This window comes from Brevibacterium daeguense (assembly GCF_021729135.1).
Taxonomy (GTDB): Bacteria; Actinomycetota; Actinomycetes; order Actinomycetales; family Brevibacteriaceae; genus Brevibacterium; species Brevibacterium daeguense.
The window spans coordinates 289,514-308,370 of sequence record NZ_JAJTWW010000001.1; the positions used below are offsets into that span (position 1 = coordinate 289,514).

General features: G+C 65.0%; 12 protein-coding genes. 10 read left to right on the forward strand and 2 right to left on the reverse strand.

The features are described 5' to 3' along the window. Positions 1–49 precede the first annotated feature (49 nt). Both rpoB and LXN01_RS01290 read left to right on the forward strand, forming a co-directional pair. The gene (gene rpoB / locus LXN01_RS01285) at positions 50–3,535 is read left to right on the forward strand and encodes a DNA-directed RNA polymerase subunit beta (RefSeq protein ID WP_236862737.1); all 3,486 of its coding nucleotides are present in this window, start codon (positions 50–52) and stop codon (positions 3,533–3,535) included. Positions 3,536–3,592: 57 nt separating this feature from the next. Then, the gene (locus LXN01_RS01290; protein WP_236862738.1) at positions 3,593–7,465 is read left to right on the forward strand and encodes a DNA-directed RNA polymerase subunit beta'; all 3,873 of its coding nucleotides are present in this window, start codon (positions 3,593–3,595) and stop codon (positions 7,463–7,465) included. Between the two features lie 141 nt (positions 7,466–7,606). Here LXN01_RS01290 and LXN01_RS01295 read toward each other — a convergent pair whose 3' ends face one another. Together LXN01_RS01295 and LXN01_RS01300 are read right to left on the reverse strand one after the other, a co-directional pair. Further along, positions 7,607–8,632: an ATP-dependent 6-phosphofructokinase gene (locus LXN01_RS01295; protein ID WP_236862739.1), complete on the reverse strand. Its 1,026-nt coding sequence runs from the start codon at positions 8,630–8,632 to the stop codon at positions 7,607–7,609. Positions 8,633–8,831: 199 nt separating this feature from the next. Then, the gene (locus tag LXN01_RS01300) at positions 8,832–9,542 is read right to left on the reverse strand and encodes a DUF1707 SHOCT-like domain-containing protein (RefSeq protein WP_236862740.1); all 711 of its coding nucleotides are present in this window, start codon (positions 9,540–9,542) and stop codon (positions 8,832–8,834) included. 405 nt (positions 9,543–9,947) lie between these two features. On the opposite strand from LXN01_RS01300, the gene rpsL reads away from it, so the two are divergent. The 8 genes from rpsL to LXN01_RS01340 all read left to right on the forward strand — a co-directional run bounded on the left by rpsL (position 9,948) and on the right by LXN01_RS01340 (position 18,835). Next, complete coding sequence (gene rpsL / locus LXN01_RS01305; protein ID WP_236862741.1) at positions 9,948–10,322, forward strand: 30S ribosomal protein S12; 375 nt, start codon at positions 9,948–9,950, stop codon at positions 10,320–10,322. Further along, entirely contained in the window at positions 10,322–10,792 is a 471-nt protein-coding gene (rpsG, locus tag LXN01_RS01310) for a 30S ribosomal protein S7 (RefSeq protein ID WP_236862742.1), read from the forward strand. Before rpsL ends, rpsG begins: the two co-directional genes overlap by 1 nt. A 69-nt stretch (positions 10,793–10,861) precedes the next feature. Next, on the forward strand, positions 10,862–12,967 hold the full coding sequence (gene fusA / locus LXN01_RS01315; protein ID WP_236863115.1) for an elongation factor G: 2,106 nt from the start codon (positions 10,862–10,864) through the stop codon (positions 12,965–12,967). A gap of 106 nt (positions 12,968–13,073) precedes the next feature. Then, the gene (tuf, locus tag LXN01_RS01320) at positions 13,074–14,264 is read left to right on the forward strand and encodes an elongation factor Tu (protein ID WP_236862743.1); all 1,191 of its coding nucleotides are present in this window, start codon (positions 13,074–13,076) and stop codon (positions 14,262–14,264) included. A gap of 137 nt (positions 14,265–14,401) precedes the next feature. After that, positions 14,402–15,703 (forward strand): extracellular solute-binding protein, encoded by a 1,302-nt coding sequence (locus LXN01_RS01325; RefSeq protein WP_236862744.1) that lies wholly within the window; start codon positions 14,402–14,404, stop codon positions 15,701–15,703. An 86-nt stretch (positions 15,704–15,789) separates the two neighbouring features. Then, on the forward strand, positions 15,790–16,671 hold the full coding sequence (locus LXN01_RS01330) for a carbohydrate ABC transporter permease (protein ID WP_236863116.1): 882 nt from the start codon (positions 15,790–15,792) through the stop codon (positions 16,669–16,671). Positions 16,672–16,681: 10 nt separating this feature from the next. Further along, complete coding sequence (locus LXN01_RS01335) at positions 16,682–17,515, forward strand: carbohydrate ABC transporter permease (RefSeq protein WP_236863117.1); 834 nt, start codon at positions 16,682–16,684, stop codon at positions 17,513–17,515. Between the two features lie 60 nt (positions 17,516–17,575). Beyond that, positions 17,576–18,835 carry an ABC transporter ATP-binding protein gene (locus tag LXN01_RS01340; protein ID WP_236862745.1) on the forward strand — a complete coding sequence of 420 codons (1,260 nt, stop codon included), beginning with the start codon at positions 17,576–17,578 and terminating at the stop codon, positions 18,833–18,835. The last annotated feature ends 22 nt before the right edge of the window (positions 18,836–18,857 follow it).

The following is an 18,857-nucleotide window of genomic DNA, read 5'->3' on the forward strand; positions in this document are numbered from 1 at the left end:
GCCAGCAAGTGACGCCGAGAGATCAGGTGACCCACTCGGAAGGATCGCATTGGCCGCCGCCAACGAACATACTAAGACCGCTAATCCACCCCAGCGCATCTCCTTCGCCAAGATTCACGAACCGCTCGAGGTCCCGAATCTGCTCGGGCTTCAGACCGAGAGCTTCGACTGGCTGATCGGAAACGAGAAGTGGCAGGATCGTGTCATCGACGCCACTGAGCGCGGGGACGACTCAGTCGCCACCACCTCGGGCCTCGAGGACATCTTCGAGGAGATCTCGCCCATCGAGGACTTCTCCGGATCGATGTCGCTGTCGTTCCGTGAGCACCGCTTCGAGCCTCCCAAGTACTCGATCGACGAGTGCAAGGAGAAGGACATCACCTACTCCGCCCCGCTGTTCGTGACGGCTGAGTTCATGAACAACACCACTGGCGAGATCAAGAGCCAGACCGTGTTCATGGGGGACTTCCCGCTCATGACCGACCAGGGCACATTCATCATCAACGGCACCGAGCGTGTCGTCGTCTCTCAGCTGGTGCGCTCGCCGGGCGCCTACTTCGAGTCGAGCCCGGACAAGACCTCGGACAAGGACATCTTCACCGCGAAGATCATCCCGTCGCGGGGCGCCTGGCTGGAGTTCGAGATCGACAAGCGCGACCAGGTCGGCGTCCGCCTCGATCGCAAGCGCAAGCAGTCGGTCACCGTCCTGCTCAAGGCCCTGGGCTGGACCGAGTCGAGGATCCTCGAGGAGTTCGGCCACTTCGAGTCGATCCGCGAGACCCTCGCCAAGGACACGGTGAGCACTCGCGAAGAAGCCCTCATCGACATCTACAAGAAGCTCCGGCCGGCCGAGCCGGCCACTGTGGAGGCTGCCGAGGGTCTGCTGCGCAACCTCTACTTCAACCCGAAGCGCTATGACATGGCGAAGGTCGGCCGCTACAAGGTCAACCGGAAGCTCGGCACCGACCTGCCGCTGAGCGAGACCGTGATGACCGCTGACGACATCGTGGCGACCATTCGCTACATCGTGTCCCTGCATGCAGGTGCGGAGACCATGCCGGGCAAGCGCGACGGCGAGGACGTCGAAGTGCGCGTCGCACTCGACGACATCGACCACTTCGGCAACCGGCGCATCCGTGCGGTGGGCGAGCTGATCGAGAACCAGGTGCGCACCGGTCTGTCCCGCATGGAGCGCGTCGTCCGTGAGCGCATGACCACCCAGGACGTCGAGGCGATCACCCCGCAGTCGCTGATCAACATCCGGCCCGTGGTGGCAGCCATCAAGGAGTTCTTCGGAACCTCGCAGCTGTCGCAGTTCATGGACCAGAACAATCCGCTGGCCGGTCTGACCCACAAGCGCCGCCTCTCGGCGCTGGGCCCCGGCGGCCTGTCGCGCGACCGCGCCGGCATGGAAGTCCGCGACGTCCACCCGTCGCACTACGGCCGCATGTGCCCGATCGAGACTCCGGAAGGCCCGAACATCGGCCTGATCGGCTCGCTGGCCTCCTATGCGCGGATCAATCCGTTCGGCTTCATCGAGACGCCGTACCGCAAGGTGTCCGGCACACGGGTGACCGACGAGACCGTCTACCTGACAGCTGACGACGAGCTCGAATACAACATCGCGCAGGCGAATGCCCCGCTGACCGACGACCAGCAGTTCGAAGAGGACGTCGTGCTGGCGCGGCCGAAGGGCGGCAGCGGCGAAGCCGAGCTCATCCCGGCGGACGAGATCGACTACATGGACGTCTCTGCCCGGCAGATGGTGTCAGTGGCGACCGCGCTCATCCCGTTCCTCGAGCACGATGACGCCAACCGCGCACTCATGGGCGCGAACATGCAGCGGCAGGCTGTGCCGCTGGTCCGCGCCGAAGCGCCCCTCGTGGGCACCGGCATGGAGTACCGTGCCGCGGTCGACGCGGGCGACGTGATGATCGCGAACAAGCCCGGCGTCGTCACCGACGTGAGCGCGGACTTCGCGACTGTGCTCAACGACGACGGGACGACCACGACCTACAAGGCCGAGAAGTTCCGCCGCTCCAACCACGGCACCTCCTACAACCAGCGCATCGTGGTCGACGAGGGCGACCGGATCGAGGTCGGATCCGTGATCGGCGACGGCCCGTCGACCCAGAACGGCGAGATGGCGCTCGGCAAGAACCTGCTCGTCGCGTTCATGTCCTGGGAAGGCTACAACTTCGAGGATGCGATCATCCTCTCGCAGCGCATGGTGCAGGACGACACCCTCTCCTCGATCCATATCGAGGAGCACGAAGTCGACGCCCGAGACACCAAGCTCGGTGCCGAGGAGATCACTCGTGACATCCCGAACATCTCCCCGGATGCGCTGGCCGACCTCGACGAGCGCGGAATCATCCGCATCGGCGCCGAAGTCACTGACGGCGACATCCTCGTCGGCAAGGTCACCCCGAAGGGCGAGACCGAGCTGACCCCCGAGGAGCGCCTGCTGCGCGCGATCTTCGGCGAGAAGTCGCGCGAGGTGCGCGACACCTCGCTCAAGGTCCCGCACGGTGAGTCGGGAACCGTCATCGCCGTCAAGGAGTTCGACCGGGAGGATGACGACGAGCTGCCGCCCGGCGTCAACCAGCTGGTCCGTGTCTACGTCGCGCAGCGCCGCAAGATCACGATCGGCGACAAGATGGCCGGCCGCCACGGCAACAAGGGCGTCATCTCGAAGATCCTGCCGATCGAGGACATGCCGTTCCTGGAGGACGGCACTCCGGTCGACATCATCCTCAACCCGCACGGCGTGCCGCGCCGGATGAACATCGGACAGGTGTTCGAGGTGCACCTGGGGTGGATCGCCAAGCAGGGCTGGAAGATCGAGGGCAACCCCGAATGGGCCAAGGAGCTGTGGCACTTCGACTTCGCGCGCGAAGCGGCTCCGGGCACCAACGTCGCCACGCCGGTGTTCGACGGTGCTCACGAGGAGGAGCTGCGCGGACTGCTCGATTCGACGCTGCCCAACCGGGACGGCGACCGGATGGTCGACAGCTCCGGCAAGGCCCGCCTGTTCGACGGCCGCTCCGGCGAGCCGTTCCCGTACCCCATCTCCGTGGGCTACATGTACCTGCTCAAGCTGCACCACCTGGTCGACGACAAGATCCACGCCCGCTCGACCGGACCGTACTCGATGATCACCCAGCAGCCGCTGGGCGGCAAGGCGCAGTTCGGTGGTCAGCGCTTCGGTGAGATGGAGGTGTGGGCGCTCGAGGCCTACGGCGCCGCCTACACGCTGCAGGAGCTGCTCACGATCAAGTCCGACGACATCCCGGGCCGCGTGAAGGTCTACGAGGCGATCGTCAAGGGCGAGAACCTGCCGGATCCCGGCATTCCGGAGTCCTTCAAGGTGCTCATCAAGGAAATGCAGTCGCTATGTCTCGACATCGAGGTCTTGTCCTCGGACGGCATGCACGTTGAGATGCGCGACTCCGATGAGGAGGTCTTCCGCGCAGCCGAGGAGCTCGGCATCAACCTGTCGCGTCACGAAGCCAACACCGTCGAAGAAGTCTGATTCATACGAACGCGAACCGACGATCGTGCATGATCGTCACCGAGAAAGAGGATTTACGTGCCTGACGTCAATTTCTTCGATGAGCTGCGGATCGGTCTGGCCACCGCCGACGATATCCGCCGCTGGTCGTACGGCGAGGTCAAGAAGCCGGAGACCATCAACTACCGCACCCTGAAGCCGGAGAAGGACGGCCTGTTCTGCGAGAAGATCTTCGGACCGACTCGCGACTGGGAGTGCTACTGCGGCAAGTACAAGCGCGTGCGCTTCAAGGGCATCATCTGCGAGCGCTGCGGAGTCGAGGTCACCCGTGCCAAGGTGCGCCGTGAGCGGATGGGCCACATCGAGCTGGCGGCCCCCGTCACCCACATCTGGTACTTCAAGGGCGTTCCCTCGCGTCTGGGCTACCTGCTGGATCTGGCGCCGAAGGACCTCGAGAAGGTCATCTACTTCGCCGCCTACATGATCACCTCGGTCGACGAGGAGTCCCGCCACCGGGACCTGCCGACCCTGCAGAACCAGATCGATGTCGAGAAGAAGCACCTCACCGACCGCCGCGATGTCGACATCGACCGGCGTGCGCGGAAGCTGGAGGAGGACCTCGAGGCTCTGGAGGCCGAGGGCGGCACCGCCCAGGCCAAGAAGAAGCTGCGGGACCAGGCTGAGCGGGAGATGGCGAATCTGCGCAAGAACGCGGAGCGCGACATCGACCGCCTGGAGAAGGTGTGGGACCGGTTCAAGAACCTCAAGGTCTCCGACCTCGAGGGTGACGAGTCGCTCTATCGCGAGATGATCGAGCGCTTCGGCATCTACTTCTCCGGTGCGATGGGTGCCGAGGCCATCCAGAAGCGGCTCCAGGACTTCGACCTGCAGGCCGAGTCCGACGCGCTGCGCGAGCTGATCAAGACCGGCAAGGGACAGCGCAAGACCCGTGCGCTCAAGCGTCTGAAGGTCGTCAATGCCTTCCTGACGACCGACAACACGCCCGAGGGCATGGTGCTGGATGCGGTCCCGGTGATTCCGCCGGAGCTGCGTCCGATGGTCCAGCTCGACGGTGGGCGGTTCGCCACCTCGGACCTCAACGACCTGTACCGCCGCGTGATCAACCGCAACAACCGCCTCAAGCGACTGCTCGACCTCGGCGCTCCCGAGATCATCGTCAACAACGAGAAGCGGATGCTGCAGGAGGCCGTGGACTCGCTGTTCGACAACGGCCGCCGCGGCCGTCCGGTGACCGGTCCCGGCAACCGTCCGCTGAAGTCGCTGTCCGACATGCTCAAGGGCAAGCAGGGACGGTTCCGCCAGAACCTCCTCGGCAAGCGCGTCGACTACTCGGGTCGTTCGGTCATCGTCGTCGGCCCCACGCTGAAGCTGCACCAGGCAGGTCTGCCCAAGACGATGGCTCTGGAGCTCTTCAAGCCCTTCGTGATGAAGCGGCTGGTCGACCTCAACCACGCGCAGAACATCAAGTCCGCCAAGCGGATGGTGGAGCGCCAGCACCCCCAGGTGTGGGATGTGCTCGAAGAGGTCATCACCGAGCACCCGGTGCTGCTCAACCGTGCGCCCACCCTGCACCGCCTCGGCATCCAGGCGTTCGAACCGCAGCTGGTCGAGGGCAAGGCCATCCAGATCCACCCGCTCGTGTGCTCGGCATTCAACGCCGACTTCGACGGCGACCAGATGGCAGTCCACCTCCCGCTGTCGGCGGAGGCGCAGGCCGAGGCCCGCATCCTGATGCTGTCGGCCAACAACATCCTCAAGCCCTCCGATGGCAAGCCGGTCACCATGCCCAGCCAGGACATGATCATCGGCATCTACCATCTGACGAGTGAGCGCTCGGGTGCCGAGGGCACCGGACGCGAGTTCGCCTCGGTGGCGGAGGCCATCATGGCCTTCGACCGCGGAGAGCTGGATCTCGGCGCCAAGGCGAAGATCCGCGTCACCGGTCTCATGCCGGGACCGAACGTGGACCTGCCCGAGGGCTGGGAAGAGGGAGAGCCGGCCGTCATCGAGACGACTCTCGGCCGCGCGCTGTTCAACGAGAATCTGCCGGCCGACTACGAGTACGTCAACCGGACCGTCGACAAGAAGACCCTCTCGAAGATCGTCAACCGGCTCGCGGACTCCTACCCGAAGGTCGAGGTCGCGGAGACCCTCGACAACTTCAAGGCGACCGGCTTCTTCTGGGCGACCCGCTCGGGACTCACCGTTGCGATGTCCGACATCGTCTCTCCGGAGGCGAAGGAGGGGCTGCTCGCCGAGGCCGAGGATCTCGCCGCGAAGGTGCAGGACCAGTTCGAATTCGGTGCGCTGACCGACGACGAGCGCCGCAATGAGCTCGTCAAGATCTGGTCGGAGACCACCGATCAGGTGGCGGAGGCCATGCAGCAGAACTTCCCGGAGTCCAACTCCGTGCTGCGCCTGGTCGAGTCGGGGGCGTCCGGCAACTGGACCCAGGTCCGGCAGCTGGCCGGTATGCGCGGTCTGGTGACGAACCCCAAGGGCGAGATCATCCCGCGTCCGATCAAGTCGAACTACCGCGAGGGCCTGTCCGTGCTGGAGTACTTCATCGCCAGCCACGGTGCTCGAAAGGGCTTGGCGGACACTGCACTCCGGACCGCCGACTCCGGCTACCTCACGCGTCGTCTCGTCGACGTGTCGCAGGACGTCATCGTGCGCGCCGAGGACACCGACTCCAAGAAGGGCATGACCCTGCCGATCGCGCAGGAGAACTTCCGGGGCGAGCTGGAGCCGCACGAATTCGTGGAGACGAGTGTCATCGGACGACTCACGTCCGTCGACATCTCCGACGATGAGGGCAACGTCATCGTGCCGGCGAAGACCGATGTCACCGTCGATGTCGTCGAGGCGCTGATCGCCCGGGGAATCCGGGAGGTCAAGGTGCACTCGGTGCTCACCGCCGATTCCGACACCCAGATCTCGTCGGTGCACTACGGTCGGTCGATGGCCACCGGCCAGCTGGTCGATGTCGGCGAGGCGATCGGAACGGTCGCGGCCCAGTCGATCGGTGAGCCCGGCACTCAGCTGACCATGCGGACCTTCCACACCGGTGGTGTGGCCGCAGGCGGCGGTGGCGATATCACCCAGGGCCTGCCGCGTGTCACCGAGCTCTTCGAGGCGCGGACCCCCAAGGGCTTCGCCCCGATCGCCGAGGCGACCGGCCGGGTGAAGATCGACGACTCCCGCAAGACGCGCTACGTGATCGTGACGCCGGACGACGGCGGCGAGGAGATCGAGCACGCAGTCGGACGCCGTTCGCAGCTGCTGGTGGAGGACGGACAGCACATCAACGCCGGCGACAAGCTGGTGCAGGGCGCTGTCGATCCCAAGCAGGTGCTGCGCATCCGGGGTCGCCGGGAGGCTGAGCGCTTCCTCGTCGACGAGGTCCAGAAGGTGTACCGGTCGCAGGGCGTGGGCATCCACGACAAGCACATCGAGGTCATCGTGCGTCAGATGCTGCGGCGTGTGACGGTCATCGAGTCCGGTGACACCAACTTGCTGCCCGGCGAGCTGGTGGACCGCGGTCGGTACCAGGCGGAGAACCGGCGGATCGTCGCCGAGGGCGGCACCCCCGCCTCGGCGCGTGACGAGCTCATGGGCATCACCAAGGCCTCGCTGGCCACGGAGTCCTGGCTGTCGGCCGCGTCCTTCCAGGAGACCACGCGAGTGCTCACTGAGGCCGCTCTCGAAGCGAAGTCGGATCCGCTGCTGGGGCTCAAGGAGAACGTCATCCTCGGTAAGCTCATCCCGGCCGGTACGGGGATGCACAAGTTCCGCGACATGGTCGTGGAGCCCACCGAGGAAGCCAAGCAGGAGATGTTCAACAACTCCTACGGCGACTTCTACCCGAGCCTGACCGGAGAGGGTTCAGCGATCCCGCTGGAGGACTACGACTTCGGAGCGTTCAGCTGAGCTGATTCCCGCGAGCGCCTCGTGTGCTTGTGATGTCGAAGTGAAGTGAAGCCCCGAGGTTTCTGCGCTGCAGAGCCTCGGGGCTTCGCTGTGTGGTGCGGTTCGCACCCGGGCCGACCGCGCCCTCCGGACCCTCCGGGTTCAGCCCAGCAGGATCTTGACCTCGTCCCAGCGGTGCTGGGGGACCAGCTTGAGCTGGTCGACGGCTTCCGCCATCCCGACACGGGTGATGTCGGTGCCGGTCAGGCTCGCCATCTTGCCCCACTGCCGGTCGCGCACGATGTCCACAGCCGCCATCCCGAGCCGTGTCGCGAGCACCCGGTCGTAGGCGGTGGGGGAGCCGCCCCGCTGCAGATGCCCGAGGACGGTTGCGCGTGTCTCGATGCCGGTGTGCTCCTCGATCAGCGGTGCCAGATGGTCGGCGATTCCGCCCAGCCGCACACGTCCGTGGATATCGAGACCGCGGTCCGACACCTGGGTGTCCATGCCTTCGGGTGCGAAGCCCTCGGCGACGACGACGATCGGGGCACGGCCTCGATCCCACGCCGAGCGAACCCACGCATAGATCTGGTCGTAGGTGACCGGGAACTCGGGAAGCAGGATCGCGTGGGCTCCGGATGCCATTCCGGCCTGCAGTGCGATCCACCCGACATTGCGTCCCATCACCTCGACGATCATGCATCGGTGGTGCGATTCCGCGGTGGTGCGAAGCCGGTCGATCGACTCCGTGGCGATCGACTGCGCCGTGTCGAAGCCGAAGGTGTAGTCGGTGTTGTCGAGGTCATTGTCGATGGTCTTGGGCACTCCGACCACGGGCAGACCCTCGTCGTCGGCGAGGCGGGCCGCACCTGCGAGCGTCCCCTCGCCGCCGATCGCGATCACGGCATCGATCTGGTTCTCGACCATCACCTCGCGCATCCGCTCCGGCCCGCCCTGCGAGTAGGGATGAGTCCGCGAAGTGCCCAGGATCGTGCCTCCGCGTCCGGACAGGCCACGGACATCCACCATGTGCAGCGGGTATGTGTCGTTCTCCAGCAGTCCGCGCCAGCCGTCGCGGATCCCGGTGAAGCCATAGCCGTAGGCCCGGATGCCCTTGCGCACTGCCCCGCGGATGACGGCGTTGAGGCCCGGGCCGTCGCCGCCGGAAGTGAGGATGCCGATGTTCATCTGGTGCTCTCCTGTGTTCTCGGCCGATGCTCGGCCGGTTGTGCTGACAGTGCCTGAACCTGTGCGGACGCTGCGATCCCTGGTCCCGGGCGCCGGCAATCCACAGCCGGAGGACGCCTCGGGTCCGGCCCCGGACGACCTGAGCTGCTCGGGGTCGAGGGCGATGCGGTCACCGTATTCCCCCGAGGTGAGCAGAAGGTTACGACTGCAGGCCCCGTCGTCGCTCGTCTGCCCGCCAATTCGGATCCAGCTTGATGTCGTGGCCGGCCATCAGACTGAATCCCGTGAGGATGAGGGTGCCGTTGGATCCATCGCCCCTGGCGTGCTTGTGGATGTCGTTGCCCGCCATGACATTGAACGTCTTGTCGATGATCCGCACGCCACCGGGCACGTAGATGTCGTGACCTGCCCACATCGAATACGCCTCGAGCGTGACCTGCACGCCGGGACCGAGGACCTCGCTCAGGTAGATGCTGTCGCCGCCCATGAGCGCGTACAGGTGCACTACTGGAGTGCCCGGTTGGACGACCAGGTCGCGACCCGACATGATCGCCACCGAGTTCTCCGTGCTGCCCGTACCGGCCCGGGCCGGGATGACCTCCCCGGACGGACCCGAGGCGTCCGACGGCACGATCGCTCCGGGGCCGCCGCCGGCGTAGGGGTGGGGAAAGAGCTGGGAGTTGATCCGGTGGGTCAGCTCGCGGCCCTCGGGCAGATCGTCGATGAGCTCGGGCAGCTCGGAGAGGAATTTGGCCCGAAGCGCATGCGTCTGCCGCTCGTCGACCTCCCCGGTATCGAGGCGACCGTTGGCGTGGGCCTTCGCGAGGACTTCGAGAACGGCGTCGCGATCCGCGTCAGCCGCGCGCACTCGCCTGCGCCGCGGCTCGATCTCGCCCTGGGAATCACTCATGGGTCCAGACTATGGCCACTGCTGTGGTCCGTTCCACACGGGGTCCAGGCCGACTTTGACCATCGGAACCACCACGGTTTACTCTTGAGCGTGACTGTTTTTCTGCAGTCATGTCCGCACGCCCGCGTGCGCACCGGACCGTCAGCTCCGCACAGGACGGCATGCAACCGGGGTGCAAGGTAGTCGTGCAGGCCGCAGAGTCCAGCATAATCAAGGGTCGGCGCTGAGCCATAGGTTCGCGACACACCCGACCTCGGGTTATGTGAGGCCTTGTGATTACTGGGACCAAGGGGGTAGCTTCACTTGGTTCCGGTGGGACATGTTCGAAGAGTGCGGACAGCCGCCGCCCAAGCGGAGGACTGTCTTCGAGCTTAGGAACAGCGAGAAGCAAATGGAGAAGATTTAGTGCCGACTATCCAGCAGCTCGTCCGCAAGGGACGAGAGGACAAGGCCGCGAAGAACGCGACGCCGGCCCTCAAGGGCAGCCCGCAGCGCCGTGGCGTGTGCACCCGCGTGTACACCACCACCCCGAAGAAGCCGAACTCCGCCCTCCGCAAGGTGGCGCGTGTGAAGCTGTCGAGCCAGATCGAGGTCACCGCCTACATTCCCGGCGAGGGCCACAACCTGCAGGAGCACTCCATCGTGCTCGTGCGCGGCGGTCGTGTGAAGGACCTGCCGGGCGTGCGGTACAAGATCGTGCGCGGCTCGCTCGACACCCAGGGAGTCAAGGGCCGTCAGCAGGCCCGCAGCCGCTACGGAGCCAAGAGGGAGAAGAAGTAATGCCGCGCAAGGGCCCCGCACCCAAGCGACCGGTCGTCACTGACCCGGTCTACAGTTCACCGCTGGTCACCCAGCTCATCAACAAGATCCTGCTCGACGGCAAACGCTCGACTGCAGAGCGGATCGTCTACGGAGCGCTCGAGGGCGCCGGCGAGAAGACCAGCACGGATCCAGTCGTACTGCTGAAGAAGGCACTCGACAACATCCGGCCCTCGCTCGAAGTCCGCTCGCGTCGCGTCGGCGGCGCGACCTACCAGGTTCCCGTCGATGTGCGTCCGGTTCGCTCGACCACGCTCGCGCTGCGCTGGCTGGTCGGCTACTCGCGCCAGCGCCGTGAGAAGACCATGACCGAGCGCCTGCAGAACGAGATCATGGATGCGAGCAACGGACTTGGTGCCGCTGTGAAGCGTCGCGAAGACACCCACAAGATGGCCGAATCCAACAAGGCCTTCGCCCACTACCGCTGGTAATCGTCAGGTCGGGCGGGTGCGAATCCGTCCGACCGTCGGTTCATGTCATCGAGACGAGAGAGAGACACCGTGGCACTCGACGTGCTCACCGACCTGAATAAGGTCCGCAACATCGGCATCATGGCCCACATCGATGCCGGCAAGACCACCACGACCGAACGCATCCTCTTCTACACCGGCGTCAACTACAAGCTCGGCGAGACCCACGACGGCGCGTCGACGATGGACTGGATGGAGCAGGAGCAGGAGCGTGGCATCACCATCACCTCCGCCGCCACCACCTGCTACTGGGAAGACAACCAGATCAACATCATCGACACCCCGGGTCACGTCGACTTCACCGTCGAGGTGGAGCGCTCGCTGCGCGTGCTCGACGGTGCCGTTGCCGTGTTCGACGGCAAGGAGGGTGTCGAGCCGCAGTCGGAGACGGTGTGGCGGCAGGCGGACAAGTACAACGTGCCGCGCGTGTGCTTCGTCAACAAGATGGACAAGCTCGGCGCCGACTTCTACTTCACGGTCGCGACCATCAAGGACCGTCTCGGTGCCAAGCCGCTCGTCATCCAGCTGCCCATCGGCGCGGAGAACGACTTCCAGGGCGTCGTCGACCTCGTCGAGATGAAGGCGTGGGTCTGGCCGGACGAGTCCAAGAAGGGCCAGGACATGACCGAGGTCGAGATCCCCGAGGATCTCAAGGAGCGCGCTGAAGAGTACCGCTCCAACCTCATGGAGGACGTGGCCGAGGCGAACGAAGAGCTCATGGACAAGTACCTCGAGGAGGGCGAGCTCACCATCCCGGAGATCAAGGCCGGCATCCGCCTGCTCACCATCTCCTCGGCGGCCTTCCCGGTGATGTGCGGCTCGGCGTTCAAGAACAAGGGCGTGCAGCCCATGCTCAACGCCGTGATCGACTACCTGCCGAGCCCGCTTGACGTGGAGTCGGTGCAGGGTCACCCTGTGGGCGACGAGGAGACCGTCGTCTCACGGCACCCGTCCGTGGACGAGCCGTTCTCTGCGCTGGCCTTCAAGGTGGCGACCCACCCGTTCTTCGGCTCGCTGACCTACGTTCGGGTGTACTCCGGCAAGGTCGCGTCCGGTGCGCAGGTGCTCAACACCACCACCGGCAAGAAGGAGCGCGTCGGCAAGCTCTTCCAGATGCACTCCAACAAGGAGAATCCTGTCGATGAGGCAATCGCCGGCCACATCTACGCCTTCATCGGCTTCAAGGACACCACCACCGGTGACACCCTGACCGATCCGGCCAACCCCGTCGTGCTCGAGTCGATGAGCTTCCCGGATCCCGTGATCTTCGTGGCCATCGAGCCCAAGACCAAGGGCGACCAGGAGAAGCTGTCGACTGCGATCCAGAAGCTGGCCAAGGAGGATCCGACCTTCACCGTCAACCTCAACGAGGAGACGGGCCAGACCGAGATCGGCGGCATGGGCGAGCTGCACCTCGACATCCTCGTGGATCGGATGAAGCGCGAGTTCAAGGTCGAGGCGAACGTCGGCAAGCCGCAGGTGGCGTACCGGGAGACCATCCGCCGGAAGGTGGAGAAGGTCGACTACACCCACAAGAAGCAGACCGGTGGATCCGGCCAGTTCGCGAAGGTGCAGGTCACCTTCGAGCCGCTGGAGGTCACCGGCGACACGATTTACGAGTTCGAGAACGCCATCACGGGCGGCCGTGTGCCGCGCGAGTACATCCCGAGCGTCGACGCGGGCATCCAGGACGCCATGCAGATGGGCGTGCTGGCCGGCTACCCGCTGGTCGGTGTCAAGGCCACCCTGGTCGACGGCGCCTACCACGACGTCGACTCCTCGGAGATGGCGTTCAAGATTGCCGGCTCGATGGTCCTCAAGGAGGGCGTCAAGAAGGCGAACCCGGTTCTGCTCGAACCGCTGATGGACGTCGAGGTGCGCACGCCCGAGGAGTACATGGGCGACGTGATCGGCGACCTCAACTCGCGGCGCGGTCAGATCCAGTCCATGGAGGATGCATCGGGCGTCAAGGTCGTCCGTGCACTTGTCCCGCTTTCGGAGATGTTCGGCTACATCGGCGACCTGCGGTCGAAGACCCAGGGTCGTGCCGTGTACTCGATGCAGTTCGAGAGCTACTCGGAGGTCCCGAAGGCTGTGTCCGAGGAGATCATCCAGAAGGTCCGCGGCGGAGAGTAATCTCCACCCAGCGCCGGGGAGCCCATCGGCTCCGCGGCAATTGATAAACAAGGAAAGGCGTAGGATGTGAACCGCATGTCCTGCACCAACCACGAGGAGGAACCCAGTGGCAAAGGCTAGTTTCGAACGGACTAAGCCGCACGTCAACATCGGCACTATCGGTCACGTTGACCACGGTAAGACGACTCTCACCGCGGCGATCACCAAGGTCCTGGCCGACAAGTACCCGGATCTGAACGAGGCTCGTGCCTTCGATCAGGTTGACAATGCGCCGGAGGAAAAGCAGCGCGGCATCACCATCAACGTCTCGCACGTTGAGTACCAGACCGAGAAGCGTCACTACGCGCACGTCGACGCCCCCGGTCACGCCGACTACATCAAGAACATGATCACCGGCGCCGCCCAGATGGACGGTGCGATCCTGGTGGTCGCTGCAACCGACGGCCCCATGCCGCAGACCCGTGAGCACGTGCTGCTCGCTCGTCAGGTGGGCGTGCCCTACATCGTGGTGGCACTGAACAAGTCGGACATGGTCGACGACGAGGAGCTCCTCGAGCTCGTCGAGATGGAAGTCCGCGAGCTGCTGTCCGATCAGGAGTTCCCGGGCGACGACGCGCCTGTCGTCAAGGTCTCGGCGCTCAAGGCCCTCGAGGGGGACCCCGAGTGGGTCAAGTCCGTCGAGGAACTGATGGATCAGGTCGACGAGAACGTTCCGGAGCCGGAGCGCGATGTCGACAAGCCGTTCCTGATGCCCGTTGAGGACGTCTTCACCATCACCGGTCGCGGCACCGTCGTCACCGGTCGTGTGGAGCGCGGAGTGCTGCTGCCGAACGAGGAAATCGAGATCGTCGGCATCAAGGATTCGCAGAAGACCACCGTCACCGCAATCGAGATGTTCCGCAAGACCCTGCCGGACGCTCGTGCAGGTGAGAACGTCGGTCTGCTGCTCCGCGGCACCAAGCGCGAGGACGTCGAGCGCGGCCAGGTCATCGTGAAGCCGGGCTCGATCACCCCGCACACCAAGTTCGAGGGCCAGGTCTACATCCTGTCCAAGGACGAGGGCGGACGTCACAACCCGTTCTACTCGAACTACCGTCCGCAGTTCTACTTCCGGACCACGGACGTCACCGGCGTCATCACGCTGCCCGAGGGCACCGAGATGGTCATGCCGGGCGACAACACCGATATGTCGGTCGAGCTGATCCAGCCGATCGCCATGGAGGAAGGTCTGCGCTTCGCGATCCGCGAAGGCGGTCGCACCGTCGGCGCCGGTCGCGTCACCAAGATCAACGAGTGAGCACCATCATCCGCTGATCTGCGCTGACGCGCTGAGGGCCCCAGGGAGAAATCCTTGGGGCCCTCGCTGTCTTTCTTCGCTTTTGGCAGTAGTGTTGTGGCAACTGAACTTGCCGCTCGAGGAGTGAGGTCTCGACTATGCCGTCGAAGGGAAAGCCATCGCCCCGGTTCGGGCTGCTGGCAGCAGGCGCGGCCGCGGTGCTCGGCCTCAGCGGGTGCCAGGCGCCGCAGGACAGCTCGACACTGACGTGGTACATCAACCCCGACAACGGGGGGCAGGCGGCCCTGGCGGAGAAGTGCACCGAAGAAGCGGCCGGCGAGTACACGATCAGCACCTCGGTGCTGCCCAACGACGCCGCCAGCCAGCGTGAGCAGCTGATCCGGAGGCTCGCCTCGCAGGATGATTCGATCGACATCATGAGCCTGGACACGGTCTACGTTCCGGAATTCGCCAACGCGGACTACCTGGCCCCTGTGCCCCAGGAATACGTCGAGTCGTTCACGAAGGACGTCGTGGAGGCCGCGGTGGAGTCCTCGTACTGGGAGGACGAGCTGGTGGCTGCGCCCATCCAGGCCAACACCCAGATCCTCTGGTACCGCAAATCCGTCGCCGAGGCGGCCGGACTCGACATGTCCGGTCAGGTGACCTGGGATCAGCTCATCGAGGCCGCCCGCGATCAGGACAAGGAGATCGGCGTCCACGGCATCAGGGCCGAGTCCCTGACAGTGTGGGTCAACGCGCTCATCGAATCCCAGAACGAGCAGATCGTGCGCACTCCGGAGGCCGACCCCGAGAACACTGAGCTGGGAATCGACTCGCCGGCAGGCACTCGGGCCGCGGAGATCGTCTCGACGATCGGCAAGGAGGGGTTGGCCGGCCCGAGCTTCTCCAACCTCGACGAGAACGGGGCGATGCTGCGCTTCCAGAGTGACAACGGCGGGTTCATGGTCAACTGGCCGTTCGTGTACTCCGCGATGGCCGCCGCCGTCGAGGACGGCAGCCTCGACCAGGAGGTCTTCGACGACGTGGGGTGGACGACCTACCCGTCCGTCGAGGAGGGCACGCCGGGAGCTGCTCCCTTCGGCGGAGTGAAACTCGCCGTCGGGGCCTTCTCGGCGAACCCCGAGGCGGCGTTCGCGGCGATCGACTGCATCCGGCAGCCGGAGAACCAAGCCCAGTACTTCGTCACTGACGGCCTGCCGCCCGCCACCCGCGCAGCCTTCGATGATCCTGCCGTCAAGGAGGAGCTGCCGTATTCGCAGACCATTCTCGACTCCCTCGAGAATGCCGCCTCCCGTCCGGTCTCGCCGTACTACAACACCATCACCGGCGGGATCCAGCGGACCTGGCACCCGCCCGAGAGCGTGAATCCGGAGACGACTCCGGCTGAGTCGTCCCAGCTCATCATCGACATCCTGCAGGGGGAGGCGCTGCTGTGAGCGATGCAACGAAGATCCTCAAGACCGACGCCGGCAATGGGGCCGGGGGCAGCGGCGCGGCCGGTGCCGGCAGCAAGGGCAAGCCTGTGAAGTCGGACCGGGCGAAATCAGAGGCGCGGCTCGGCCTCATGCTGGCCGGGCCGGCAGCCATCGTGCTGCTGCTCGTCACCGCCTATCCGATTCTGCAGGCCGCGTTCCAGTCGCTGTTCAACCTGCGCCTGACCGACCCGGAGAACGCGTACTTCAACTGGGGCATGAACTATGTCACCGTGCTGACTGATCCGCTGTGGTGGCAGACCCTCGGTTTCACCGTGCTGATCACCGTGGTCACCGTGGCGGTGGAGCTGGTGCTCGGGTTCTTCTTCGCAATGGTGATGCTCAACGCGATGAAGGGCGTGCGCGGGCCGATCCGCACCATCATCCTCATTCCCTACGGGATCATCACCGTGGTCGCGGCGTTCTCCTTCAGATATGCATTCGACCTCGGCACCGGATTCGTCGGCACCTGGTTCGGAATGGAGACCTTCGACTGGTTCGGCAATTTCTGGTCCTCGTTCTTCGTCATCGCATTCGCGGAGATCTGGAAGACCACCCCATTCATCTCCCTGCTGATGCTCGCGGGCCTGGCGCAGGTCCCCGGGGACATGCTGGAGGCGGCCACGGTCGACGGCGCCACGTGGTGGCAGCGCCTCACGAGGGTGGTGCTGCCGAATATGAAGGGCGCGATCATGGTCGCGCTGATGTTCCGCACCCTCGAAGCATTCCGCATCTTCGACTCCGTCTTCGTGATGACGAACGGAGCCAACGGCACGGCGACCGTGTCCTCACTGGCCTACGACCAGACGATCTCCCAGCTGCAGACCGGCCTCGGCTCCGCGGTGTCGGTCCTCCTATTCATCTGCGTCGGCCTGATCTGCCTGCTGTTCATCAAGGGGTTCAATGTGAACCTCGGATCGTCGAAGGACTGAGTCGATGAAGATGACACCCGTCACCCGGATCCTGTGGATCGTAGCGTTCGCGCTCATCGCACTGTGGGCGCTGTTCCCGGTGGTCTGGATTCTGTCCCTGTCGCTCAAGAGCTCCTCGGACGTCTCCAATCGCCAGTTCTGGCCGACGGAGATCTCATGGGAGAACTACCAGCTGATCATCGATGGCGGCGCGAGAGACCTGTTCCTGCCCGCGCTGCGCAACTCGATCGGAATCTCCCTGATCGCCACGCTCATCGCCGTGCTGCTCGCGACACTGGCGGCCTATGCGATTGCGCGGCTCGACTTCCCGGGCAAGAACTTCGTGCTGTACTCGTCATTGGCGATCACGGTCTTCCCGGTGATCTCCATCGTGACGCCGCTGTTCAACCTGTGGTCGCAGATCGGACTGTACGACACCTGGCTGGGCCTCATCATCCCGTATCTGTCCCTCACGGTCCCGATCTCGATCTGGACCCTGACGTCCTTCTTCCGCGAGATCCCGTGGGAGCTGGAGCAGGCGGCGCAGGTCGACGGCGCCACGCCCTTCCAGGCCTTCCGCAAGGTCATCGTGCCGCTTGCTCTGCCCGGAGTCTTCACCACCGCCATCATCGCCTTCTTCATCGCGTGGAACGACTTCCTCTACGGCATCTCCCTGACGTCCACCTCGGCTGCGCGGCCGGTGCCCGCGGCCCTGTCGTTCTTCACCGGCGCCTCCCAGTTCGAGGAGCCCGCCGGCTCGATCGCCGCGGCCTCGATCGTCGTCACGATCCCGGTCATCATCATCGTGCTGCTCTTCCAGCGCCAGATCGTGTCCGGACTGACCTCGGGAGCGGTGAAGGGATGACTCACAGCAGCGCCGAATCCGTCGCATCCACTGGTTCTGCACGTCCTACAGGAGCACAGCATGGCTGAAATCGCACTCTCTAACATCGTCAAGCGCTACGGCGACGGCTTCCCGGCCGTCAACAACATCAGCCTGCACATCGACGACGGGGAGTTCGTCATCCTCGTGGGGCCGTCCGGTTCCGGCAAGTCGACCGTGCTGCGGATGATCGTCGGGCTCGAGGACATCACCGAGGGCGATCTGCTCATCGACGGCGAACGGGTGAACGAGAAGGCCCCGCGTGATCGCGACCTGGCCATGGTGTTCCAGAACTACGCGCTGTATCCCCACCTCACCGTCTACGAGAACATCGCCTTCCCGCTGCGGCTGAACAAGGACGCGTACTCGGAGGAGGAGGTGCGCGAGCGGGTTCAGCGCGCCGCGCAGCTGCTGGAGCTCGGCGAGCACCTCGAGCGCAAGCCCGCCAACCTGTCGGGCGGCCAGCGGCAGCGTGTCGCGATGGGGCGTGCCATCGTCCGCGATGCGAAGGCCTTCCTGTTCGACGAGCCGCTGTCGAATCTCGACGCCAAGCTGCGCGGGCAGATGCGCACGGAGATCGCTCGGATGCAGCGCAACCTCGGCGTCACGACCGTGTATGTGACCCACGACCAGACCGAGGCGATGACCCTCGGGGACAAGGTGGCGGTGCTCAAACGGGGCACTCTGCAGCAGTACGCGAGCCCTCAGGAGCTCTACCGGGAGCCCATCAACATCTTCGTCGCCGGATTCATCGGCTCACCGGCGATGAACTTCCTGCCGGTGACACAACTCGGGGGAGGACAGCTCGAGTCGGCGTTCGGCTCCTTCACGGTTCCGCCGGAGCAGGCGCGCCGACTGCAGGGCGCTCCCGAGCTGCTGATCGCCGGCATCCGCCCGGAGGCGCTGCAGGACGCCGACCTGCTCAGCCCCGAAGAGCTTGAGGGCAGAGCCCTGCTCAGCGCGCAGGTCGACCAGACCGAGTGGCTCGGCAGCGAGACCTACGCGTACCTGCCCTTCGAATCCGATCCTGCGATCAAGGAAGCGCTCGAAGAGCTCGACCGGGATCTCGACGGTGAAGGAATGCGCACCCAGGTGGTGGCGGCGCTCGATCCGCTCTCCCGTGTGCGCGAGGGTGATACGATCAGCCTGGCCTTCGATCCTGCCGATGTCATGGTCTTCGATCCCGAATCCGGTGCGAACCTGACGCGCGACGAGGAACGTGCCGCGGAGATCACCGCCCGGGCCGAGGACCAGCGCAGGCGCGCACTGGAGCGGGCACAGGCTGAGACGGCTGGGCGCTGACGCCTCCCGCACGCTGACGCCT